This window comes from Streptomyces sp. NPDC005576 (genome assembly GCF_042871745.1).
GTDB lineage: Bacteria > Actinomycetota > Actinomycetes > Streptomycetales > Streptomycetaceae > Streptomyces.
The window spans coordinates 105672-130248 of sequence record NZ_JBIAJC010000016.1 but is presented as its reverse complement, the minus strand read 5'-3'; the positions used below and the strand labels follow the sequence as shown (position 1 = coordinate 130248).

The 24577-nt window shown below is 73.4% G+C and carries 13 protein-coding genes and 1 pseudogene; 8 read left to right on the top strand and 6 right to left on the bottom strand.

The genetic code is table 11. The features are described from left to right. Positions 1–143: 143 nt before the first annotated feature. Positions 144–8477 (bottom strand): type I polyketide synthase, encoded by an 8334-nt coding sequence (locus tag ACFYPN_RS26945; protein ID WP_389301706.1) that lies wholly within the window; start codon positions 8475–8477, stop codon positions 144–146. Positions 8478–9103: 626 nt separating this feature from the next. Between ACFYPN_RS26945 and ccrA the strand changes: the two genes are divergently transcribed. The 3 genes from ccrA to ACFYPN_RS26930 all read left to right on the top strand — a co-directional run bounded on the left by ccrA (position 9104) and on the right by ACFYPN_RS26930 (position 13676). Next, on the top strand, positions 9104–10459 hold the full coding sequence (ccrA, locus tag ACFYPN_RS26940) for a crotonyl-CoA carboxylase/reductase (RefSeq protein WP_389301703.1): 1356 nt from the start codon (positions 9104–9106) through the stop codon (positions 10457–10459). A gap of 191 nt (positions 10460–10650) precedes the next feature. Continuing rightward, positions 10651–12525: a fatty acyl-AMP ligase gene (locus tag ACFYPN_RS26935; RefSeq protein ID WP_389301699.1), complete on the top strand. Its 1875-nt coding sequence runs from the start codon at positions 10651–10653 to the stop codon at positions 12523–12525. A 116-nt stretch (positions 12526–12641) separates the two neighbouring features. After that, on the top strand, positions 12642–13676 hold the full coding sequence (locus ACFYPN_RS26930; protein WP_358761194.1) for a beta-ketoacyl-ACP synthase 3: 1035 nt from the start codon (positions 12642–12644) through the stop codon (positions 13674–13676). A 50-nt stretch (positions 13677–13726) separates the two neighbouring features. On the opposite strand, the gene ACFYPN_RS26925 is transcribed toward ACFYPN_RS26930, so the two are convergent. After that, entirely contained in the window at positions 13727–14572 is an 846-nt protein-coding gene (locus tag ACFYPN_RS26925) for an SDR family NAD(P)-dependent oxidoreductase (RefSeq protein ID WP_358761193.1), read from the bottom strand. Between the two features lie 210 nt (positions 14573–14782). Further along, positions 14783–15280, bottom strand: a pseudogene (locus ACFYPN_RS26920) (GNAT family N-acetyltransferase); the annotation flags it as partial. 226 nt (positions 15281–15506) lie between these two features. Here ACFYPN_RS26920 and ACFYPN_RS26915 point away from each other — a divergent pair. Beyond that, the gene (locus ACFYPN_RS26915; protein ID WP_389301694.1) at positions 15507–16328 is read left to right on the top strand and encodes a maleylpyruvate isomerase family mycothiol-dependent enzyme; all 822 of its coding nucleotides are present in this window, start codon (positions 15507–15509) and stop codon (positions 16326–16328) included. Positions 16329–16352: 24 nt separating this feature from the next. On the opposite strand, the gene ACFYPN_RS26910 is transcribed toward ACFYPN_RS26915, so the two are convergent. The 3 genes from ACFYPN_RS26910 to ACFYPN_RS26900 form a co-directional block, all read right to left on the bottom strand. Continuing rightward, positions 16353–17357, bottom strand: coding sequence for a HEAT repeat domain-containing protein (locus ACFYPN_RS26910; protein WP_389301690.1), 1005 nt, complete (start codon positions 17355–17357; stop codon positions 16353–16355). Further along, the gene (locus tag ACFYPN_RS26905; RefSeq protein ID WP_389301687.1) at positions 17344–18030 is read right to left on the bottom strand and encodes a HEAT repeat domain-containing protein; all 687 of its coding nucleotides are present in this window, start codon (positions 18028–18030) and stop codon (positions 17344–17346) included. Before ACFYPN_RS26905 ends, ACFYPN_RS26910 begins: the two co-directional genes overlap by 14 nt. Positions 18031–18178: 148 nt before the next feature. Continuing rightward, positions 18179–19579, bottom strand: coding sequence for an FAD-linked oxidase C-terminal domain-containing protein (locus ACFYPN_RS26900; protein WP_358761189.1), 1401 nt, complete (start codon positions 19577–19579; stop codon positions 18179–18181). 117 nt (positions 19580–19696) lie between these two features. On the opposite strand from ACFYPN_RS26900, the gene ACFYPN_RS26895 reads away from it, so the two are divergent. The 4 genes from ACFYPN_RS26895 (at position 19697) to ACFYPN_RS26880 (ending at position 24546) form a co-directional block, all read left to right on the top strand. Beyond that, positions 19697–20581, top strand: a complete 885-nt coding sequence (locus ACFYPN_RS26895) for a LysR family transcriptional regulator (RefSeq protein ID WP_389301684.1) — start codon at positions 19697–19699, stop codon at positions 20579–20581. A gap of 296 nt (positions 20582–20877) precedes the next feature. Further along, a complete protein-coding gene (locus tag ACFYPN_RS26890; protein ID WP_389301681.1) occupies positions 20878–22551 on the top strand; it encodes a cellulase family glycosylhydrolase in 1674 nt (557 codons plus the stop codon). Between the two features lie 126 nt (positions 22552–22677). Continuing rightward, the gene (locus ACFYPN_RS26885) at positions 22678–22773 is read left to right on the top strand and encodes a putative leader peptide (protein ID WP_389301678.1); all 96 of its coding nucleotides are present in this window, start codon (positions 22678–22680) and stop codon (positions 22771–22773) included. Between the two features lie 318 nt (positions 22774–23091). Then, positions 23092–24546, top strand: a complete 1455-nt coding sequence (locus tag ACFYPN_RS26880; protein ID WP_389301676.1) for a hypothetical protein — start codon at positions 23092–23094, stop codon at positions 24544–24546. Positions 24547–24577 lie beyond the last annotated feature (31 nt).

The window sequence follows — 24577 nt, the reverse complement described above, 5'->3', positions numbered from 1 at the left end:
CGGTACAGGGAAGGCCGAGCGGATCAGGCAGTGGGCCGAGCGCCCGGGACCGGGCGGTCGGTGATGAGTCGTGGCGCCGTACGGGGAGCCGGCCGCCGGTCGGCAGGGTCGCGCCACCCCGGAGGCCGGCCGCCGGAGACGGTCTATGAGATGCCGAGTTCCTTGCCGATGAAATCCATCAGTTCGTCGTCGGTGGCCGAGGAGAGACCGGAGGCCGAAGAGAGACCGGAGGCCGAGGAGGGACCGGCGGCCCCCGCCGCGTACCGGTCGTCCGGCTCGGTCTGCCGGTGTTCCCCGTGGCCGCCCACCGCCAGCGTGGCCAGCCGGACCATCACCCCTTCGTGTCCGGGGGCGTCCGGCGGCAGCGCCGCGAGGAGGGCCTCCAACCGGTCCACGTGTGCCGCGAGTTCGCCGGCCGGGTCTTCCTCCGCCGGGTCCGCCGGGACGAGCCGTTCGTAGAGCAGTCCGGCGAGCGCGTGCGGGGTGGGGTGGTCGAACACCGCGGTGGTCGGCAGGCTCAGGCCGGTGCGCCGGTTGAGCCGGTTGCGCAGTTCCACGGTGGTGAGGGAGTCGAATCCCTGTTCCTTGAAGCCCCGGTGGACCTCGACCGATCCGGCCGGCCGGCCGCCCTGGACCTCGCCGACCTGTTCCGTCACGAAGCGGAGCAGCAGTCTGCGGCGCTCCTTCTCGCTCGCGGCTGCGGCCAACTCCGCAACCAGGCCACCCCGTTCCCCACTCTCCGGGGAGGGTGAGGTGGGCCCGGCGTCGGCCGGGCCGCCCGTCAGCTCCGCCAGCAGCGGGTGGGAGCGGGCCGCAGACAGGGTCTGCCAGTCGGCACGGCAGACCACCAGGTGGGTCTCGTCCCGGTCGAGGGCCTGTTCGAGTACGGAGACGGCGAGTTCGGGGGCCATCGGAAGCAGTCCGTTCCGCGCGTTGCGGTGCGCTCCGTCGTCGCCGGCGATGCCGTCGCCCGCCCACTGGCCCCAGGAGATCGAGGTGGCGGGGAGCCCGGCGGCGCGGCGGGTGTGGGCGAGGGCGTCGAGGTAGGCGTTGCCCGGGGCGTAGTTGCCCTGTCCGGGGGTGCCGGCGATCCCGGTGACGGAGGAGAAGAGCACGAACGCCGACAGCGGGGTTTCGCGGGTGAGTTCGTCCAGGTGACGCGCGCCGAGCGCCTTGACCCGCAGCACCCGGTCGGCCTGCTCGGGGGTGAGGTCGTCGAGCAGGGCGTCGTCGAGGACGGCGGCGGTGTGCACGACCGCTGTCAGCGGGTGTGCGGCGGGCACCGCGGCCAGTACACCGGCGAGCGCGTCGCGGTCGGAGACGTCACAGGCGGCGAAGGTCACCGCGGCTCCCAGCGCGGTGAGTTCGTCGCGCAGGGCGTCCGCACCGGGCGCGTCGCCACCCCTCCTGCTGACCAGCAGCAGATGGGGAGCGCCCTTGCGGGCCAGCCAGGCGGCGGTGTGCCGGGCCAGCGCCCCGCTGCCTCCGGTGACGAGGACCGTACCGGTGGGGGTCCAGCCGGTGGTGCCGCCGGCCGGGACGGGTTCCAGTGGGGCGGGTACGAGGCGGCGGGCGAGCAGGCCCTCGGGGCGGACGGCCAGTTCGGCTTCCCGGTGGTCCCCGGTGAGAGCGGTGAGCACCCGGCGGGCGGCCCGGGCGTCGGCGCGCCCGGGCAGATCGACGACCCCGCCCCAACGGGGGCTCTCCACGGCGGCGATCACGCCGAGCCCCCAGACGAGCGCACCGGCGGGATCGGCCGTCCGGTCACCGGTGCCGGTGCTCACCGCACTCCGGGTGAGCACCCAGAGCCTGGCTCCCTTTGCGGCACTCCCCAGTGCCGGCGCCGGCGCCTGGAGGAGCGTGGTGGTGGCGGCCGTGCCGTGCGGGAGGGCCGGCCGGTCCGGGTCGGTGTCGTGGTCGAGGGAGAGCAGGGACAGCACTCCGGTCACCGGTTCGCCCGGGGCCCGTCCGGCGGCCTCCGCGAGGAGTGCGGCGAAGGTGTCGCGGTCCGCCCGCGCGTCCGCCACCCGGACCCGGTCGACGCGGGCGCCGCTGCCGGTGAGGGCCTTCTCCAGGAGCGGTGCCCAGGCGTCGTACGGGCGCTCGCCGCCGGCGGGCCGGGCCGGTACGAGGAGCAGCCAGCGGGCCGGTCCGGTCGGGGGTGCGGGCTGGTCCGGCACGGGCTGCCAGCGCACCCTGTACCGCAGGCTGTCTGCCTCGGCCGCCCGTCCGCGCGCGCTCCGCCAGGAGGCGAGCCGGGGCAGGACGACGTCGAGCGCCTCGCGGTGTGCCGGTTCGAGGATGCCGAGCGTGTCGGCGAGGGCCGCGAGGTCCTGGCGCTCCACGGGCTCCCAGAAGCGGTCGTCGCCGGAGGGTGCGGCGGACGGAGCCCGGCGCCCGGGCGCTTCGGCCCAGTGGCGGCTGCGCTGGAACGGGTAGGTGGGCAGGTCCACCCGGCTCGGTCCGGTCAGGCCGAGGACGGCGCTCCAGTCGACTCGGGTGCCCCGGGTGTGGGCGGCGCCGAGCGCGGTCAGCAGGGATTCCGGCTCGGGGCGGCCCCGGCGCAGCACCGGGGCGAGAACGGGCGGCGGGGTGCCTTCGGGGCGGCCGTCGAGCAGGGCCTCCTGGGTCAGTGCCGTGAGGACGGCGTCGGGGCCCAGTTCCAGGAAGGTGGTGACCCCGTCGCGTTCCAGGCGCCGTGCGACGTCGAGGAAGCGGACCGCGCCCCGGGCGTGCTCCGCCCAGTAGTCGGGCGTGAGCGGCCGTTCACGGGTGAAGTGCTCGCCGTCGAGAGCGCTCAACAGGGGCGTGCGGGGCGGGAGATGGGCCAGTCTCGTCGCCACCTCGCCGAGCTGGCCGGTCATCGGGTCCATGAGCGGGGAGTGGAAGGCGTGGCTGGTGCGCAGCCGGCTGGTGCGGCGGCCGCGCGCGCGGAAGCGCTCGGCGATCGCGAGAACAGCTTCTTCCTCGCCCGATATCACGGTGGAGGCGGGGCCGTTGACGGCTGCGATGCCCACGGCCGCGGCGTACTGTTCTCCGATTTCGGCCAGCACTTCGGTTTCGTCCGCCTCCACGGCGACCATGGCCCCGCCTCCGGGGAGCGCCTGCATCAGGCGGGCGCGGGCGGCGACGAGCTCGGCGGCGTCGGCGAGGTCGAGCACCCCGGCGACATGGGCGGCGGCGAGTTCGCCGACGGAGTGGCCGGCCACCACGTCGGGGCGTATCCCCCAGGACTCCAGCAGCCGGAAGAGCGCCACCTCCAGCGCGAAGAGCGCGGGCTGGGTGTACAGGGTGCGGTCCAGTTCACCGCCGGTACGCGCGTTGCCGTCGGCGGACACCCCGTCGTCGGATGCCCCGTCGGCAGGCGGATTTCCGAAGACGACGTCCCGCAGCGGGGTGGACGTGTGTCCGGCCAGGTGGGCGTCGAGCGCGGCGCAGTTCGCGTCGAAGGAGGCGGCGAAGACGGGATGTGCCGCGTACAACTCCCGTCCCATGCCGGTCCGCTGGCTGCCCTGCCCGGTGAAGAGGAACGCCACCCTGCCGGGGGACGCGGCGTGGCCGCGTACGGCACCCTCGGCCGACTCCCCCCGGGAGAGGGCTCGTACGGCGGCGCGCAGCGCGGCGGGGTCCCTGCCCACCAGCACAGCCCGGTGGTCGAAGGACGGCCTCCGGGCGAGCGCGTATCCCACTTCGGCGGCGTCGGTCGCGCGGGGGGCGTCCGCCGCCGCGGTGTCCCCCTCCCGGTCCCACAGAGCGGCCAGCCGGGCGGCCTGCTCCCGGAGTGCCCGGGGGGTACGGGCCGAGAGGACCCAGGGGACGGGGCGGCCCGGCTCGGCGGGGGTACGGGCGGGCTCCGGCGGGGCGGCGGGCGGCTCTTCGAGGATGAGGTGGGCGTTGGTGCCGCTGATGCCGAAGGCGGAGACGGCGGCGCGGCGCGGGCGGTCGACGGCCGGCCACGGCGTCTCGCGGGTGAGGAGTTCGACGGAACCCCGGCTCCAGTCGACGTGCGGAGTGGGTCGGTCGACGTGCAGGGTCCCGGGCAGCAGTCCGTGGTCCAACGCCTGGGTCATCTTGATGACCGACGCGACACCTGCCGCGGCCTGGGTGTGGCCGATGTTCGACTTGAGGGAGCCGAGGAGGAGCGGCCGCCCTTCGGGGCGGCTCTGTCCGTAGGTGTGGATCAGCGCCTGGGCCTCTATGGGGTCGCCGAGGGTGGTGCCGGTGCCGTGTGCCTCCACGGCGTCGACGTCCGCGGCGGTCAGCCCCGCCGATTCCAGGGCCTGCCGGATGACCCGCTCCTGGGCGGGGCCATTGGGGGCGGTCAGGCCGTTGCTGGCACCGTCCGAGTTCACCGCGCTCCCCCGGACCAGCGCGAGCACCCGGTGCCCGTGTCTGCGGGCGTCGGACAGGCGTTCCAGCAGGACCAGCCCCACCCCCTCCGACCAGGCGGTGCCGTCCGCCGCCGCCGCGAAGGGCTTGCAGAGCCCGTCCGGGGCCAGGCCGCGCTGCCTGCTGAACTCGGTGAACATGCCCGGTGCCGCCATCACGCTCACGCCGCCCGCCAGGGCGAGATCGCACTCGCCGGACCGCAGCGCACGTGCCGCGAGGTGGAGCGCCACGAGGGACGAGGAGCAGGCGGTGTCGACGGTGAGCGCCGGGCCCTCCAGGCCGAGGGCGTAGGCGATCCGGCCGGAGGCGACGCTGACGGTCGCGCCCGTCAGCCGGTACCCCGCCCCGTCGCCGGTGCTCTCGTGCAGCCGGGGGCCGTACTCCTGCTGGGTCGCGCCGACGAAGACCCCGGTACTGCTGCCGCGCAGTGCGGCGGGGTCCAACCCGGCCCGCTCCAGCAGCTCCCAGGACGTCTCCAGCAGCAACCGCTGCTGGGGGTCCATCGCTTCGGCCTCGCGGGGCGACAGGCCGAAGAAGTCGGCGTCGAACCGGTCGGCGTCGTGCAGGAAGCCGCCCCGTCCGACGTACGATCCGCCGGGCTGGTCGGGGTCCGCGTGGTGGAGGTCCTCGGGCCAGCCCCGGTTGACCGGAAAGCCACTGGTCGCGTCGGTGCCCGATATCAGCAGGTCCCAGAGCTCTTCGGGGGTGTCGGCGCCGCCGGGCCACCGGCCGGCAGTGGAGACGATGACGACAGGATCGACGTCCGCGCCACTGGACGCGCCGGTGGACACGTCGCTGGAGGCACCGGTGGACGCACCGCTGGATGCGTGGGTGTGCGCGCCGTCCGGCCCCTGCGGCGACGCGTCCCGCCGGGATTCCGTCTCCAGGTGACGGGCGAGAGCGAGGGGGGTGGGATGGTCGAAGGTCAGGGTGGGCGTCAGCCGGAGCCCGCTCGCGCGGGAGAGCCGGTCGGCGAACTCCACGGCTCCCAGTGAGTCCAGGCCGAGCGCCCTGAACGTGCGTTCCGCGTCCAGCCCGCCGTCCGTGGAGGTGTCCCCCAGGACCTCCGTGGCGGCGGCGATCACCAGGCGCAGGAAGTTTGGGCGGGCGGTGGTGCGCGGCATGTCGGCCCGGTCCGCCCCGCTGTGGATCTGCGGGAGGTCCCGGTCGGACGCGGGTGCCGGGGCCGCGGACCGCGCCGCTCGCGCGTCCGGAGCGGCGTCCGGTGCGGCCTCCGGCCCGGCACCCGGCACGGCGGTCCCGGCGGAGGTGGAGGTACCGAACCGGAACGGCCGGCGCTGGAAGGCGTACGTGGGCAGGGCGGCGCGCTCCCGGCGGCTGCCGCCCTCGAAGAAGCCGGACCAGTCCGTGTCCTCGCCGCTCGTGTGGAGTTCGGCGAGTCCGGTGAGGAAGGAGAACCGCTCGGGCGTCCCGGGGCGCAGCAGTGGCACCGTGGTCGCGGTGGTTTCCCCCTCCGCCGCCAGGATGGAACGGGTCAGCGCGGTGAGGACGTTGCCGGGTCCCAGCTCGGCGTAACCGGAGACTCCACGCGCCGTCAGCGTGCGCACGGCGTCGTGGAACCGGACGGGGCGCCGGAGGTGCTCGGCCCAGTAGTCGGGCGAGGTCAGCTCGTCCGGGCCGACCGGCGCTCCGGTCGCGTCGGAGATCACGGTGAGGGTCGGCGGGCGGAAGGTGAGGCCGGAGGCGATCCGGCGGAACTCGGCCACCGCGCCGTCCATGTGCGGGGAGTGGAAGGCGTGGCTGACCTTGAGGGCGCGGGTGCGGCGGCCCAGGGCGGCGAACCGGGCGGCGGCCTCCCCGGCCGCGTCGGCGTCTCCGGAGAGCACGACGGCCCGGGGGCCGTTGACGGCTGCCAGGGCCAGGCGTCCCTCGTGGTCGGCGAGGACGCCGGCCGTCTCCTCCTCGGTGGCCTCCACCGCGATCATCGCTCCGCCGGTGCGGGCCTCACCCATGAGGCGCCCGCGGGCCGCGACGAGGGCGGCGGCGTCGGCGAGCGGCAGCACCCCCGCGGCGTACGCGGCGGTGAGGCCTCCTACGGAGTGGCCGAGGACGAAGTCGGGCTGGGGTACGTACCGTTCGAGCGCCCGGTGGAGAGCGGCGCCGAGGGCGAAGAGTGCGGCCTGGGTGTATTCGGTGCGGTCGAGGAGGGCCGCTTCCGGGGTGCCGGGCTCGGCGAACAGAACCTCGTGCAGGGGCCGTTCGAGGTGGGTGTCGAGGTGGGCGCACACCTCGTCCAGCGCTCGGGCGAAGGCCGGTGTGGTGCGGTGGAGTCCGAGGCCGGCACCGGGACGCTGGCTTCCCTGGCCGGGAAAGAGGAATGCGAGGGGTCCGGCCGTGCGGGCGCGGCCGGTCACGGCGTCGGGGGTGTGGCGGCCCGCCGCGACGGCGTCCAGGGCGGCGAGCAGGCTCGTGCGGTCGGCGCCGAGGACCACCGCGCGGTGGTCGAACACGGCGCGGGTGGTGGCGAGAGCGTGCCCGATGCCGTCGGGGGTCGCGGCGGGGTCGGCCCGTACGTGGGCGGCGAGCCGTCGGGCCTGGGCCCGCAGGGCGACCGGGTCGGCGGCGGAGAGCGCCCAGGGCAGGACGGGCTCCGTGCGGGTGCCGGCGTCGCCGACGGTTCCCGGACGAGGGGTCGGGTGGACGGGCGAGGGCGGTTCGGCCAGCAGGACGTGGCAGTTGGTCCCGCCCATGCCGAACGCGCTCACTCCGGCGATCAGCCGACGGTCCGGCCTCGGCCAGGGGCCCAGATCGCGCTGGACCCGCAGGCGCAGGGTGTCGAGCGGGATACGCGGGTGGGGTGTCTCGTGGTTGAGGGACGCCGGTATCCGCCGGTTCTTCAGGCTCAGCACGGTCTTGAGGAAGCCGGCGATCCCGGCGGCGCCCTCCAGGTGGCCGATGTTGGTCTTCGCCGAGCCCACGACGAGCGGCTCACCCGGGGCGCGGCCGGCACCGTAGGCGGCGCCGAGCGCGGCGGCTTCGACCGGGTCGCCCACCGGTGTCCCGGTGCCGTGGAGTTCGACGTACTGGATCTCGTGCGGGTCGATCCCGGCTTCGTCCGCGACCCGCTGCAGCAGCTCCCGCTGGGCATCGGCGCTCGGCACGGTGAGGGCCTCGGTCGCGCCGTCGTTGTTGACCGCGCTGGCGAGGACCACGCCGTGGATCCGGTCACCGTCCGCGAGGGCCGCGTCCAGGGGCTTGAGGAGGACGAGACCGCCGCCCTCACCGCGTACGTACCCGTTGGCGCGGGAGTCGAAGGTGAACGACCGCCCGTCGGGGGAGAGTCCGCCGAAGCGGGCAGCGGCCGAGGTGCTGTCGGGCGCCAGGTTGAGGTTCACCCCGCCGGCCAGCGCGAGGTCGCAGTCACCGTCCCGGACCGCCCGGTGGGCCAGGTGGAGGGAGACGAGGGCGGAGGACTGGGCGGAGTCGACGGTCAGGCTGGGGCCGCGCAGCCCGAGGTGGTACGACACCCGGTTGGCGAGCAGGCCCCGGTTGAGGCCGGTCAGGGTGTGCCGGGTGAGGGGCTCGGCATCCTCGCGGTGGCGCAACAGCGCGTAGTCGTACGCCATCGCGCCCAGGTAGACACCGACCGGGGCTCCCGCGAGCGAGCCGGGGACGATCCCGGCCTCCTCCAGCGCCTCCCAGGCGAGTTCGAGGACCAGCCGCTGCTGGGGGTCCATCTCGGCGGCCTCGCGCGGGGACACTCCGAAGAACGCGTGGTCGAAGTGGTCGACCTCGGCCAGGAAGCCGCCGGGCAGATCCTCGTCACCGGGTGCCGGAACGTCGCCGCGGCTCCGGTCGGTGGCGCCCGGCGCTCCGCCGTTTCCCGGCCGGCCGGGGGCCGCCGGGCGGCGGTCCTCCGGAAGCGGGCGGATCGCGTCGGCCCCCTTGCTCAGCAGGTCCCAGAAGGAGTCGGGGTCGGGGGCTCCGGGCAGCCGGCACGCCAGTCCGATCACGGCGACGGCCCGGCCCCCACCGTGGCCGGTGCCGGCCGTGCGGTTGGCACCCTGACTGGTCATCGTCATCGCCGAGCCCTTCTCGTACGTCGCGCGGAGCGTTTCCGGCGGCATGGTCCGCTTTCCGCGGTCCGGCAATTCAGCATCGGGCGGACGGTAACGGGGAGTGCAATCTCCCCGAGCGCGATTTTCCCGAGCGCGATTATTCCGAGGCGGGTATTCCGGACCCGCACATACCGAGGCCGATTTTCTCGTGTCCCGCCCATCCGGGGCGAGCCATTCCGCAGCGGGCCGATGCGCAGCGTGCGTTCCGGGAGGCCCGCCGTCCGGACTCCCGGTCTCACCTCACACATCCTTGCCGCCAGGGTTTTCCGCGCCTACCCCTAGCCTCCCCCTATGCCCCCTGTCTCCCACCATGAGCTGCGCTTTCTTCGCCACCTCCCCGGGCCGTGCGGGGTTCTCGGAATCACCGCCAGGGGCTGCCCCGTCGTAGGCGGCGGATGCGCGACGACAGCCTCGGCACCTCGCCACGGCGTCGGAACGTCCGCACGCATCCAGCGTGCGGACACCCCTTCGCCGTGCGCTGCACCGCATCCGGCGCCGCACCCCGATCCACTACGAAATGCCGGCGCCCCCTAGGGGCACGGGAATAGGGGTTCCGTCCCGGAATCGGACCGCCGTAACGTCGAAGAGAATCAATTCGACACCTTCGCGATTCACCGATCCGAGAGGAATCAGCAATGGATTCTCTGAGCGAGGCCGTACTCCGGGGAGCGTCGGCCGAGGAGCTGGAGCGCGCTCCCGTCCCCACGGACTTCGTGGCCGCCCACATCCGGCAGGAGGACGTGGGCATCTTCGACGGCGTGGCCGACAAGGACGTGCGCCGTTCGCTGCGGGTGGACCGGGTTCCCATGCCCGAACTCGCCCCGGACGAGGTGCTGGTGGCGGTCATGGCGAGCTCCATCAACTACAACACCGTGTGGTCGGCGACCTTCCAGCCCGTCTCGACGTTCAACGCGCTCAAGCGCTATGCCCGCACCGGTGGTTACCACGCCCGCCACGACCAGCCCTTCCAGGTCGTCGGATCCGACGCGGCGGGCGTGATCGTGCGGACCGGTGCCGGGGTGCGGCGCTGGAAGGTGGGCGACCATGTGGCCGTCAACGCGGCGGTGGTGGACGACCAGGACCCGGTGACGCACTCCGACGGCATGCTCGGTGCCGACCAGAAGGCCTGGGGGTACGAGACCAACTTCGGTGGGCTCGCCCACTACACCGTCGTGCGGGCCAGCCAGCTGCTGCCCAAGCCGGCCCATCTGACCTGGGAGGAGGCGGCTTGCGTGCCGCTCTGCGGCGGGACCGCGTACCGCATGCTGGTCAGTGACCGGGGCGCCCGCATCAAGCAGGGCGACATCGTCCTCATCTGGGGCGCGACCGGCGGTCTCGGAGCGTTCGCCGTCCAACTGGTCAAGAACGGCGGTGGTATCCCGGTCGGGGTCGTCAACTCCGAAGCCAAGGCCAAGCAGTTGCGGAAGCTCGGCTGCGACGTGGTGATCAACCGCGAGGAGATCGGCATCGGCGGCGAGCCCGCAGCCGGTGCCGGGACGGTGGAACTGGCGAAGCGGCTCGGCCGGGCCATCCGGGCGGAGCTCGGCGAGGACCCGCACGTGGTGTTCGACCACGTCGGCCGGGCCACCTTCGGCATCTCGGTCATCGTCGCGCGGCGCGGTGGCACGGTCGTCACCTGCGGTTCGAGCACCGGTTACGACCACAGCTTCGACAACCGGTACTTCTGGATGAACCTCAAGCGCATCGTGGGCAGTCACGGGATGAACCTCCACGAGGCTGCGGAGATGATGCGACTGCTCAAGCTGGGCAGCATCGCGCCGGTCCTGTCCGAGGTGTACCCGCTGACGGAGGTCGGCGAAGCGGCCCGCCTGGTGCAGACGAACAGCCACACCGGCAAGGTCGGCGTCCTCGCCCTCGCCCCCGAGGCGGGACTCGGCGTGACGGACCCACAACTCCGGGCCCGGATCGGCGAGGAGCGGCTCAGCCCGCTGCGCTCCGCCCTCCTCCCGCAGCCCGCACTCGCCCGGTGAGCGCGTCGAGCGGAGCGCGTACCGCACCACCCTCACGCGTCCCGGGCACTCGGAGCCGGGCACGGACCGCCCTGCCCTCCGCCATGAACACCCAGAGCCGCGCCCGCACCGCACCACCCGCCACCGCCATGAGTGCCCCGAGCCGAACGCACCGGCGACCCACGCCGCAGCGACGAGAGGCCTGACACCCCATGACCGCCACCGCTTCCGCCCCCGCCCTCGCCCCCGTTCCCCCGGAGCGCCGCTCCGCCGCCCCGGACGCCACGACGAGCGAGCTGCCGAGCCTCCCCGAAGTGCTGCGCCTGCGGGCCCGGACCCGGCCCGACGACCTCGCCTATGTCTTCCTCCGGAACGGCGAGAGCCCGGAAGAGACGCTGACGTACCGGCAACTCGACCGCTCCGCGCGGTCCCGCGCCGCCACGCTCGACGCCGCTCAGCTGCGCAGACAGGCCGTCGTGCTGCTCTACCCGTCCGGCCTGGAGTTCATCTCGACGCTCCTGGCCTGCATGTACGCCGGTGTCGCGGGCGCTCCCGTCCAGGTGCCGACCCGCCTGCGCGGCCTGGAACGGCTGCGGCGCATCGCCGACGACGCGGGGACGAATACCGTGCTCACCACGGCTGCCGTCAAGAGTGATCTGGAGCAGCGCTTCGGCGGGACCCGGGAGCTGGCGGGGCTCACCCTGCTCGCCTCCGACACGTGGGACGTACCGGTGGACGGCGCGGCGGACGGACCGCGGGCCGTCGAGTGGTCCGGCCCGCCGGCCGGTCCGGACGACACCGCGCTGCTCCAGTACACCTCAGGCTCCACCGGAGACCCGAAGGGTGTCCGCGTTACCCACGCCAACTTCCGCAGCAATGTCGCCGAGACGGACCAGCTGTGGCCCTGCCGTGCGGACAGCGCCGTGGTCAACTGGCTGCCGCTCTTCCACGACATGGGGATGCTGTTCGGGGTCGTCCTGCCGCTGTGGGCGGGCATTCCGGCCTATCTGATGGCTCCGGAGGCGTTCATCCGGCGGCCGTCGCGCTGGCTGGAGGCGATCTCCCGGTTCCGGGGCAGCCACACCGCCGCGCCGAGCTTCGCGTACGAACTGTGCGTGCGGGACGCCACCGACAACGGCCTCCCCGAAGGACTGAATTTGTCCTCGCTCCGGGTGGCCGCGAACGGTGCCGAACCCGTGCGGTGGGACACGTTGCGCGCCTTCACCGGGACATTCGCCCCGGCCGGCTTCCGGTCGAGCGCGATGTGCCCCGGCTACGGCCTGGCGGAGAACACCTTGAAGGCCACCGGCAGCCGGGAGGACCGGGAACCCACGCTCCTCGTCCTCTCGGCCCGGGCGCTGCGCGAGGGCCGCGCCGAGCAGGCCGCCGCTGCGGCGTCCCCGGAGGCTCCGGAGGACCCGGCCTCGCCCTCCGCCCGCACGGTCTACGCGGTGGGCAGCGGCACCACGGTCGGCGCCACCTCGGTCCGGATCGCGGACCCGGAGAGGCTGACCGGCCTGCCGGACGGGTCGGTGGGCGAGATATGGGTCAACGGCCCCTGTGTCGCGGACGGTTACCACGGGCGGCCCCAGGAGAGCCTGCGGACCTTCGGGGCGCGGCTGGTGGGCGAGGAGGATCTGGGCACCTGGCTGCGCACCGGCGATCTCGGTTTCCTGCACGAGGGCGAGCTGTTCGTGACCGGCCGGTTGAAGGACGTGATCATCCGCAAGGGCCGCAACTACTATCCGCAGGACATCGAGGTCTCGGCGGAGAGCGCCGACCCCGCGCTCCAGCCGAACTGCGCGGCAGCGTTCTCCGTGGACGACGGTGCGGCCGAGCGGCTGGTGCTGGTGGTGGAGGCGGACGGCCGCGCTCAGCGCGACGGGGGCGCGGAGGGATTGCGCGCCCGCGTCCGGGCCGCCGTCCTCGACGGACAGCGGCTGGATACGGACGAGATCCTGCTGGTCCGGCGCGGCTCCCTGCCGAAGACGTCGAGCGGGAAGGTGCAGCGCCGAGAGACCCGACGCCGTTATCTGGACGGCGAGTTCGGCGCGCGTACGATCCCGTCGTCCGCGCCGGGGGCGTGATGAGCACCGGTGTGACGGACGCCCGCGCGACGGAGAACCGGGCGACGGAGAATGGGGCGACGGGAAACCGGGTGCCGAGGACTCGTACGACGAAGACATCCACGACAGAGGTCCCGGTGGGCGGGCCGGCTGGCGGAGCGACCACCCGCGCCGGCGGGAAACTCCGGACGGCAGCGGCCGTCCCGGGCGCCCGCGTACTCGGAGTCGGCGCCTACCGGCCCGCCCGGGTGGTGGGCAACGACGAGGTGGCGGGGCCGATCGATTCGAGCGACGAGTGGATCCGGCGCAGGTCGGGCATCGCCGCCCGGCGGTTCGCCGCCCCGGACGAGACGGTCGTCGGCATGGCTGCGGCCGCCTCGGTGAAGGCGCTGGCACAGGCGGGTGTCGCCCCTTCGAGCGTCGACACGGTCCTGCTGGCCTCCATGTCCCACCGGGAGCAGTCGCCGCCGGCCGCTCCCCGGGTCGCCCACCTGATGGGAGCGGCGGCCGCGGGCGCCATGGACGTGGGGGCGGCGTGCGCGGGGTTCTGCCACGCGCTCGCGGCGGCCGACTCGCTGATCAGGTCGGGGAGCAGCAGGTACGTCGTGGTGGTGGGCTCCGAGCGGATGTCCGACATCGTCGATCCGACGGATCGCGGGACCGCCTTCCTCTTCGGGGACGGCGCCGGTGCGGTGGTGGTCGGCCCGTCCGCGGAACCCGGGATCGGACCGGTGGTCTGGGGTTCCGAGGGCGGGCGCCAGGAGGCCATCGCCCACTCCTCGCCGTGGCCGGCCGTCGGGGCGGCCGCCGCCGCACCGCCCACCCTGCGGATGGACGGCCCCGCCGTCTTCCGGTGGGCGGTCGCGACGGTTCCGAGAACGGCGCGGGCCGCGCTGGACGCGGCCGGTCTGACCCCGGACGACCTGGCCGCCTTCGTACCGCACCAGGCCAATCTGCGGATCATCGACGGGGCAGCCGCCGCGCTGCGGCTGCCGCCCCATGTGGTGATCGCCCGGGACATCGTGCGGGCCGGCAACACCTCCGCGGCCTCCATTCCGCTCGCCATGGAGGAGTTGCTCGCCCGGGGCGCGGTGCCCCGGGGAGGCATGGCACTGCTGGTGGGCTTCGGCGCCGGTCTGGCACACGCGGCCCAGGTGGTGGCCCTTCCGTGAACGGAGAGGCATGACCGAGAGGCCCGGTAGGGGGCGGTCCGTGACGGAGGTCAGGACAGCCAGGGGGTGGTGAACGTCTGGACGGCGGAGCCGTCGACATCGGCCAGCTTGATCCCGGCGAGGTCCCGGGCGAGGTCCGAGGTCTGCACGCGGAACGCGGGCCGCTCGGCGGTGAGGGCGTCGACCACGGAGGCCGCCGCCCCGGCCGAACTCTGGGCCTGGTCGAAGAGGCCCTCCGTCGTCGCGAAGTACGCCTTGAACGCGGCCTCGTACGGTCCGGCGGCCTCGATCAGCCCCGGTACGGACGGGCCGAGGGAGGCGACGAACTCGCTCGCCACCGGACCCGGTTCGACCACGGACACCTGCACGCCGGTGCTCGCGGCGACCGGTGCGAGCGACTCCAGGAACCCTTCGACGGCGAACTTGGCTGCGCAGTATGCCTCGTTGAACGGCTGGCCTATCACTCCCCCGAGGCTGCTGACGGTGATGACCCGTCCGCCGCTCGCGCGCAGATGCGGAAGCGCCGCGAGTGTCACCTCCACGACCCCGAAGAAGTTCACCTCCATCACGGCGCGGAACGGCTCCACGCCGATCTGCTCGACGGTGCCGAGCTGCCCCACCCCGGCATTGTTGATCACCGCGTCGAGTCGCCCGTACTCGGTGACCGCCCCGGCGACGGCCTCGGCGACGGATGCCGGGTCCGTCACGTCGAGGCGCGCGACCCGCACGCGCTCCGCGACCCCGGCCGCCTCCGCGGCGGCTCGCAAGGCGCCGGCCCTGCCGGTGTCGCGGAGCGTCGCGACGACGTTCCAGCCGGCCGTGGCGGCGGCGACCGCGGTGGCCAGGCCGATGCCGGAGGACGTGCCGGTGATGAGGACGGTACGGCGGTCGGTCATGGGACCTCCTGCGAAGTGGGCTTCGGCGCACGCCGGTTCGGAAGTGCGCGGGAGCACGGGCGGGTGCGGGACGGCTCCGCCCCGCCGCGGACGTCGGGTCCGGTGCGGGGCGGGCTGTTCCTGGGATGCGGTCCACCGTGCCACTGGCACGGAAGGGGACCAACCCCTATTTCCGGTGCCCCCTACGGGAGGGCCTGCGACCTGCCCCGGTCACGGCCACGGGCCGTGGCACGCGGATCGGCCGAGGATCGGTTTGCGGTAGGGGACGTACTCGTTCAGGCGCCGGAACCCCACACTCCCGTAGAGGTCGTAGGACCGGTGCGGGTTGGCGGTCCCGGTGTACAACCGGGCGCTCTCCGCGCCGTGTTCGGCGAGGCGTCGCAACCCGTCCAGCAGCAGGGCCCGTCCGAGGCAGGGACGCCTCGACTCCACCCGGACGCTCAGCTCTTCGACTTCGCCCACCACGGGGTCCCGTCGGCTGAGGGAGCAGAGGGCGGCGCCTGCCGTACGTCCCCCGTGCCTCGCGGGCCGCCAGCAGGTCGGGTCGGTCGCGGCGACGAAGCTGTCGAACGTCCACCTCTCCGTGAAGTCTGCGTCCGCGTACGCATCGACGACCGCCTTCCATGCGTCGCGGTAACCGCTCGGATCGACGGCACCGATACGGATGCCGTCCGGCAGGGGCTCACTGCCGGGGAGTCGCCGCAGGTCGTGCCACCCGGTCGGCAGAAGTCGTTTTCGGCGGCACCCCGTCCACGGGAGGCGGGCCGGGGGAAGTCGGGCCCACGGAAGGCGCCGCCGAGAAGGCAACGACCGCGAAGGCTTGTCCCGCGTCCCCGAATCTGGTTGGGTACCGCGCAACCCACGCGACCTGCGCGGGGCCGGGACGAGAACGGACGGCGTGCGAGCGACGGTGCGACAGGACAGGAGCGGGCCGGTGCCCGAGGCGCTCCGGCAGGCGATACGCGGGACGGCCGACAACATCGCCACACTGTTGCGGAGCGCCCCCGACACCACGGCCGCCGTACCCGGTTCGGAGTGGACGATCGGCGAGGTGGCAGCCCATCTTGCACTGGCCAACGAGCTGATGGCGGACCTGGCGGCCGGACGGGAGCGTCCTTACGGCGACGGTACGCCGCAGAGTCTGGCACCGGCCAACGCGCAATCGCTCGCGGCGTTCGAGGAACGCCGTGCGGAGCCGCTCGCGGCGGCGATCACGGAGCAGGCGGAGGCGTTCCTGGCCGCCATGGATACGGCCGCCGCGGACCGGGCCGCCGTGGACCGGGCTGCCGTCGGCCACCCGCCGCTGATTTCGCCCCTGGGCCCCATGGACCGGGGCGTACTCGCGTCCTATCTGCTGACGCACATGCTGGGCCACGGCTACGACCTCGCGCGCGCGCTGCGCCGCCCCCACATGATCGACGGCGAGCGGGCGGGCCTGTGCGTGCCGTTCCTGCTCTCCGTCATGTCGCGTGTCGCCGACCCCCTCGCCACTGCCGATCTCACGGCCCGCTATGCCGTCAGGTTGCGGGGCGGCGGACCAGTGTTCGGGGTCGACCTGACCGGCGGCACGGTCGTCGTCACCGAGGGGCTGCCGCAGCGGCCCGACTGCACCCTCCTCATCGACCCCGTCGCCTTCCTGCTCATCGCGCTCGGGCGGCGCTCCCCGTGGCGGGCCATCGCCCGGGGCCAGGTGTTCGCCCGGGGGCGCAAACCGTGGCTCGGCCCCCGCTTCCCGACGCTCTTCACCGCGCCCTGACAGCGGGACGGCCGGGGAGACCCGTCACCGGGTTCCGCGCAGTTGGAGCAGGTAGACGGCGGTCAGCGAGACGGCGCGGTCCTCGTCGTGCGACAGCTCCACGAGGGCATGGGACGCCGTCGTCCCCGGGATGCCCGCCAGCGCCTGGGTCAGTCGTCCGCGTGCGGGCGCTCCGGTGGTGTCGCGGGTGAGGCGGTCGACGAGCCCGGTCGCGATCCGGTCGGCCGTCGCGGTGTCCGCGGCCAGCTCGCTCAGCGCGTCCGCCGCGTCGGTGTCGTTGCCGCCCTCCTCGATCATGTCGATGAGGGTCGGGACTGCTTCGGCCGCTCCCCGTGTGCCGAGCGCCAGAGCCGCGTACCGGCGTACCACGTCGTCCGGACCGTTGAGGGCTTCGCGCAGGTGTGCGGTCGTCTCGGCACCCGGCAGTTCGGCGAGGGACTGGACGGCCCGTTTCCGCACCGCGGCCACCGGTGAACCGAGCCCCTTCGCGAGCAGTTCTCGGCCGCGGTCGCCCGACTGCGCCAGCGCCCACCGCAGCGCCCCGGAGACGACAGGGTCCGTCTCGCTCAGGACCGCCTCGACCAGGACCTCCACCGGCACCGGAACCTTGTCGACCGAGGAGAGGGCCGCGCGCTGGCGGGCGTCGGCGCTCTGCGACCCCAAGGCCTGCAGGAGCGCCACCACGTGGAGGACGCCCTCCCAGTCGGCCGGGTCCGCGGCGTCGATCCGGCGCAGCCGCGTGAGCAACTCGTGCTCCGCCGCGATGCGTTCGTTCGTCCGGCGGATGAGATCGTCCACGAGGGCCGCGGGGGTGAAGCCGGGGTCGTCGAGCGCGCGGCCGATCTCCCGCAACGACAGACCCAGCGACCGCAGGCTCTCGATGTGGAAGATCCGCCGGATGTCCTGTGCGGAGTACTCCCGGTAACCGGAGCCCGTACGGCCCGAGGGCCGCACCAGGCCGAGCGATTCGTAGTGCCGGAGCATGCGGGCACTGACCCCGGACCGTCTCGAGACCTCACCGATCAGCACGGTTCTCATCGTCCGTGCCGGGGGCGCCGGAGAGGGCCACGACGCGCTTGGCCTCCTCGATCGCCGACTCGAATCCGGTGTCCGGGTCGCGCAGCAGTTGCTCCGTGGCGAGCGCGTGGGCACGCGCGCGCGGGTCGGCCGCCGCCGCGGTCCGGAGAGCGGGCACGATCACGTCGCCCAGCGCGACCAGTGCCTGGCTGAGACTCAGCCAGGTCGTACGCCCACCGCGTCCCAGTTGGCCCGCCAGTACTGCCGCCAGCGCGGGTTCCTCGCCTTCCGGTACGAGCAGGACCGCTGCCCGCCACGCACTCTTCGCCACCTCGTCGTCGGCGTCCGACAGGAGTGCGGGTGTGATCGTCGGCCAGGCCTGCCGGTCACCGATCTTGGACAGCGTGTGCAGTGCCTGGCTCCGTGCCTGCGCGCGCTCCGAGCGGACCTCCTTGAGCAGCACGGGGAGTGCCAGGTCCACCGGGTGGCGGACGAGCGCCCACGTCAGCATGTCGCGGACGAAGAACTCCGGCTCGATCGCGCACCGCTCGACGAGCTTGTCGACGAAGCACGGGTCGGGCGTCGTTCCGACCGCCAGAGCCGCCCGCAGTCGCACGGTGGGATCGCTGTCCTCCAGCGCCTGGAGCGCTCGTGTCGCGTCCGCGCCCTGTCTCGTCATGGTCATCGGGACCACCTCCTCGGGGAGCAGTGAAGACCTTGTCACCGTGTCAAGGTCAAACGGTGCCGGCGGACCGGTGCCGTCCCGCGGGGACGGTACTGCCCTCCCTCACGGCCCTCTCGGCCCCGGCTCTCGGCCGGGCGGGGCGTTCCGCTCACACGGCCTTCCCCGGGTTCAGGATGCCGCGCGGATCGAAGGCGGCCTTGATGCGCCGTTGCAGTGCGTGGTTCTCGGCGCCCAACTCCTCCGCGATCCACTGCCGTTTCAGTGTTCCGACGCCGTGTTCGCCGGTGAGGGTGCCACCCAGCCGGAGCGCGAGGGCGAAGATGTCGCCGGCCGCTTCCCAGACCGCCTCGGGGAGTTCGGTGAGGGCCGCGTCGACCACGATGATGGGGTGCAGGTTGCCGTCGGCCGCGTGGGCCAGGGTGAAGACCGGCACCCCGCGCCGGGTGGAGATGTCCGCGATGCCCCGTACCGCCTCGGCGAGCCGCGAGCGGGGTACGGCGATGTCCTCGATCAGCGGGCGCCCCCGGCGTTCGAGCGCGGGCAGGGCGAGCCTGCGCGCCGCGAGCAGGGCGTCCGCCTCGGTGTCGTCGGCGGCGACGGCGAGCGAGGCGGCGCGCCCACTCAGGACGGCCACGACCCGCTCGGCCTCGGCCCGCGCGCCGGCGCCGTCGCACTGGACGATGAGGAGAGCCGCACCCCGGCCGCGCAGCGAGGTGCCCTCGGCCGCGTCGATCGCGTCGAGCACCGGTCCGTCCAGCAGTTCGGCCGTCGCGGGCTCGATGCCGGCCGCGGTGATCGCGGTGGCGGCGTCGGCCGCGGCAGCGAAGGTGTCGAACCAGGCTGCCAGGGTGGCGGTCGCGACGGGTATCGGCCGCAGCCGCACGGTGGCTCCCGTGATGACGGCGAGGGTGCCCTCGGAGCCGGTCAGCAGGGCCGTCAGGTCGTATCCGGCGACTCCCTTGACCGTGCGCCGGCCGGTCCGTACGACCGTCCCGTCCGCGAGTACGGCTTCCAGGCCCAGCACGCTGTCCCGGGTGACCCCGTACTTGGCGCAGCGCAGGCCGCCGGCGTTGGTCGCGATGTTCCCGCCGATCGTGGAGAGGGCCGCGCTCGCCGGGTCCGGGGCGTACCGCAGTCCGTGGGCGGCGGCGGCCCGGTCGAGGTCGGCGGTGACGACGCCCGGTTCCACGACGGCGAGTTGATCCTCCGGGGCGAGTTCGACGATCCGGTTCATCCGGGACAGGTCGAGAACCAGGCTGCCCTCACCGGCCGTCGCCCCTCCGGAGAGTCCCGTACCCGCGCCGCGCGGCACGACCGGGACACCCAGCGCGTCCGCGTGGCGCAGGACCGTGGACACGTCGTCGGTGCGCAGGGCGTGCACGACGGCGAGCGGTTCGCCGGGAGAGGGGGCCCCGGAGCGGTCCGTGGCGTACGGCGCCGTGCGGAGGGGATCACTGGTGAGCCGGTCGGGGGGCAGGTCCCGGGCGAGCAGACCGAGCAACCGGGCCCCCGCCGCTGCTTGTTCGACGGATGGGGCGGCGGTGTTCACGGGGCGGCCGTGGTGTGCGACATGCGGCCAGGATGGCGAACCCACCGGGTACCTACAACAAGGAAGAACGATCACAAGTGATCGTGAATGCTTATTGATTGATGCTAGCGTTCCCGCATGGGTCCAGTTTTCGACATTGTCGCTCTGCGCAGTCTCGTCGCCGTCGCGGACCGCGGCGGATTCCACCGGGCCGCTGAATCCCTGATGCTCAGTCAGTCGGCGGTCAGTCAGCATGTCCGACGCCTGGAGCGGGCGTTGGGCAGCCCGGTGGTCGAACGAGCGGGCCGGGCAACCCGGTTCACCGAGGCCGGGGGCCTTCTCCTCGAAGAGGCGCGCCGGATACTCGGCGTCCACGACGAGGCCGCACGCAGGCTGCTCGGCTCCGAGCCCGCCACCATCGTCATCGGCTCCACCGAGCACGGAGCCGACCAGATCCTCCCCCGGATCACCGAGGCCGTGCACGGGACGCTCCCGCACTGCCGGGTCCGGTTCCGCATCGATCGCTCCGCACGACTCGTGGAGGCCGTGGACCGCAGATCGGTGGACCTGGCGGTGTACGTGACCGAGGCGGCCTCCACGGAGGGCATGCAGGTCGGCGGGATGCCCCTGACCTGGTACGCCGCACCGGGATGGTCGCCGCCCCCGGACCCGGCGCCCCTCCCGCTGGTGGCGGTGGCGGCGCCGTGCGCGATCCGCCGCAGGGCGCTGGACGTACTCTCCGCGCACGGCATCGCCGCCTCGGTGGTCTGCGACGCGGGCTACCTGGCAGGAGTACTGGAGGCCGCGCGCGCCGGCCTCGGGGTGGCCCTGCTGGCGACCGCGGGCCGGGGCCCGGACGGCCTGGTCGAGTACGCCGGCCTGCCGCAGGCACCCGCGATCCGGATGAGCGCGCACGCCCGGCCGGGCGCCGACCCCGCGATGGTAATGCACGCGGTGGAGGCCGTCCGTTCCCTGCTGGTCGGGCTGGTGCCGCGACCGGCAATGCCCGTCCCCTGCCCCTGAGGAGCGGTGGCCGGTGCGTGCGACCGCAGGGCGGCCGGCGGGGGAGGCGACGGCCGCGGGCCGGACGCCGTCGGCCGTGCCCGCCCGGTGAGCCGTACCGCCCGGACACCGCTCCGGCGAGTCCCGGCGGCCGCCCCCGACTCCGGGCGGCGCGCCCTGGATCGTAGGGCAGATCCTCTCGGCGCTGCGCGATGTCTTGACGTGACCCCGACAGAATGGCTTCATGGGAGCGCTCCCACCTATGGGAGCGCTCCCATATCGCCCCCTGCTCGACGCGTCCACCCTCTGGAGCCGCAGTGAGAACAGCGAGAAACACGGCACGAACGCACCCCGCCCCGCTCCTGAGGAGAGTGCTGACCGCTCTCCTCGGGATCATCCTCGTCGGCGCCCTGGCCCCGGCGACCGCTCTGGCACAGACCCGCTCGACGGAAGCCGCCACCACCGGGCTCCACATCAGCAACGGCCGCCTCCTCGAAGGGAACGGCAAGGACTTCGTGATGCGCGGGGTCAACCACGCGCACACGTGGTACCCGGGCGAGACCCAGTCGCTGGCCGACATCAAGGCGACGGGCGCCAACACCGTCCGCGTGGTGCTCTCCGACGGTTACCGGTGGACGAAGAACAGCCCCGCCGAGGTCGCCGGGATCATCACCCAGTGCAAGGCCAACCGGCTCATCTGCGTCCTGGAGGTGCACGACACCACCGGTTACGGTGAGGACTCCGCCGCGGGGACCCTCGACCACGCGGCCGACTACTGGATCAGCCTGAAGGACGTGCTGGCCGGTCAAGAGAGCTACATCATCATCAACATCGGCAACGAGCCCTGGGGCAACACCAACCCCTCCGGGTGGACCGCGCCCACCATCAGCGCCGTGAAGAAGCTGCGGAGCGCCGGCTTCCAGCACACGATCATGGTGGACGCCCCCAACTGGGGCCAGGACTGGCAGGGCGTCATGCGCGCCAACGCCCAGTCGGTGTACGACGCCGACACCACCGGCAACCTGATCTTCTCGATCCACATGTACAGCGTCTACAACACCGCCCAGTCCGTCACCGACTACCTGCACGCCTTCGTGGACGCCAAACTGCCCATCCTCATAGGCGAATTCGGCGGGCCGGCGGACCAGTACGGGGACCCGGACGAGGACACCATGATGGCCACCGCCGAGCAGCTGAAGCTCGGATACCTGGCCTGGTCCTGGAGCGGCAACACGGACCCGGTCCTGGACCTGGTCATCGACTTCGACCCGGCCCGGCTCAGCCCCTGGGGCGAGCGCATCTTCCACGGTGCCAACGGCATCGCGCAGACCTCGAAGGAAGCCACCGTCTTCGGTGGGTCGACGGCCGACACCAAGGCCCCGACCGCTCCCGGCACCCCGACCGCCTCGGCGGTGACCGCCACCTCGGCCACACTCAACTGGTCCGCCGCGACGGACGACGTGGGCGTGACGGGGTACGACGTCGTACGCGTCAGCGGCACCACCGAGACCTCGGTCGCCGCGACCACCACCACTGGTGTCACGGTCAACTCCCTCACCGCGGGCACCGCCTACTCCTTCGCCGTGTACGCGCGCGACGCGGCCGGCAACCGTTCGACCCGCTCGGCCGCAGTGAGCCTGACCACCGCCACCGGCGGCGGCACGCCGGGGGCAGGCTGCTCCGTCGCCTACCGCGTGGTCGGCGACTGGCAGAGCGGGTTCCAGGGCGAGATCACCCTCCGCAACACCGGCACCGCCGCCATCAGCGGCTGGAAGCTCGGCTTCTCCTTCGCCAACGGCCAGACCGTCAGCAGCATGTGGGGCGGGACCGCCACCCAGAGCGGAAGCGCGGTGAGCGTGGCCCCGGCCTCGTACACCTCCGCCATCGCAGCCGGCTCTTCGGTCACCCTCGGCTTCCTCGGCACCCGGGGGGCCACGAACACCTCGCCGGCCTCCTTCGACTTGAGCGGGACGGCCTGCACCGTCGTCTGACCCGGCCGGTCCGGTGCCCGGCAGGGGTACCCGCCCCTGCCGGGCACCGGCATGGAACAGCCCCGCCGTCCCAGCATGCGGACTGCCCATTGCCCGCGGCGTCGCCGACTGCCAGGGTCCATGACCATGACAACGTTCGGGGAACTCGGGTACACGCCCGCCCTGCTCGTGGCCCGTCGCCACGTGGACCAGTGCAGGCAGTCCAGCGCGCTCTGTCGCTGACACTGCCCGTCCGGCGCGCCCGGAGCAGCCGCCGTCCGGCGCTCCCTCGTGCCGCTCCCGGTCGTCTCCGCAGGTCCGCCGCGCGGTCACCGGTCCTCCTGGGGCAGTAGCGACCACCCGTCGCGCACCGTCCGACGCGGGGACCGGCTCCGGCTCCCTCCGCACGACCACGTGGAACCTCTCACCCGGCTCGTGCCGGGCTCACGTGCCTGCGGTCCTGCTCCTCGATCCGGCCTGTCCCCCAGCCTTGTGCCGCGGATCCCGGCTGCATCCGGCCGTCCTCCGTCCAGCACGGCCGCCTCTGCCGTCCCCAGCCGAATGGACTCACCCGTGTCTCGTCGTCCGTCCTTGTCCCCGCGCGCCGCCGTGCTGAGCGCCGCCCTGTTCACCCTGGCGGCCGCGTTCCCGGCCCAGGCGACGTCGGGGTTCGGCCCGTTGCCGCCGCACAACCCGTACAGCGGCCCCCAGGGCACCGCGACCATGCACGGCGACACCGGCTCGTCCGACGCCACTCCGCTCCCCGGGCCGGGTACGGGTCCGCTGACTTCGAAGCGCGTCGCACTCCAGTCCGCCTGCCCCACGATCCTGGTCGGCTCGGACGGCTACCCCGTGGCCCTGTGCACACCGATCTTCGGCCAGGTACCCACGGTTCATCTGCTCGACCCCGTGACCGGGGAGTCCCTGACGAAGCTCACCATCGCCAAGGGCTCACTGCTGGGTGGGGTGTACGCCTACCTCGACGACCAGGACCGACTGGTCGCGGTCGACGGCAACCGCGACCTGCTCCGCATCGGCCACCGCCGCACCGCGTCGGGAGGCTGGGAACTGTACGTCGCGAGCTCCCTCTCGCTGACGGGAGCCGTCCCGGAGGGCGACGCTGTCACCGGCGTCTCGCCGGACTGGCGGGGCCGGGTCTGGTTCGCCACCGGCGGCGGTGTGGTCGGTACGGCCGACGAGCGCACCGGCACCGTCCGCTCACTGGCTCTGCCCGCCGGGGAGCGCGTCGACAACTCGATCTCAACGGCGCCTGGCGGCACGGCGATCGCCACCAGCCACGCCACGTATCTGCTGACGGCCACCGAGGACGGCACGCCCACCATCACCTGGCGGCAGCCCTACGACCGCGGACCCGCCCGCAAGCCCGGTCAGCTGAGCTGGGGCACCGGCTCGACCCCGACCTTCTTCGGGCCGCGCACCGGCACCGACTACGTCACCATCGTGGACAACGCCTCCCCTACCGAGAATCTCCTCGTGTACCGGACCGACACCGGCGCCCGGGTCTGCTCGGTCCCGGTGCTCAAGTCCGGCAGCGGCAGCGAGAACTCCCCGGTCGCCGTGGGCAACTCGGTCTTCGTCGCCAGCACGTACGGCTACCCCTACCCCGCCCTCCCGGAGAACGCCGGCACCAGCGTCCCCGCCTCGGCCGACTTCACGGGCGGCTTCAGCCGGGTCGACGTGCGCGCGGACGGCTCCGGCTGCGATCTGAAGTGGGACACCGACACCCGCTCCTCGGCCGTGCCCCGTCTGTCCACGGCCGACGGCCTCCTCCACACCATCGTCCGCAGTCCGCTCATCCCGGGCACCAACAGCACGTCCATCCTGGACAACTTCGCGTACGCGGAGATCGACCCGGAGACCGGCAAGACGGTCCGCACCAAGTCCGTCGGCACGGGTTCGCTCTTCGACAGCCTGCAGATGGTGGGTTCCATCGCCCCCGGTGGCGTGGTCTACCAGGGGACCATCACCGGAGTGGTGCGCGTCTCCAACGGCTGAGCTGCCCGAGGGAGAGGCGTGGGGCGGAGAC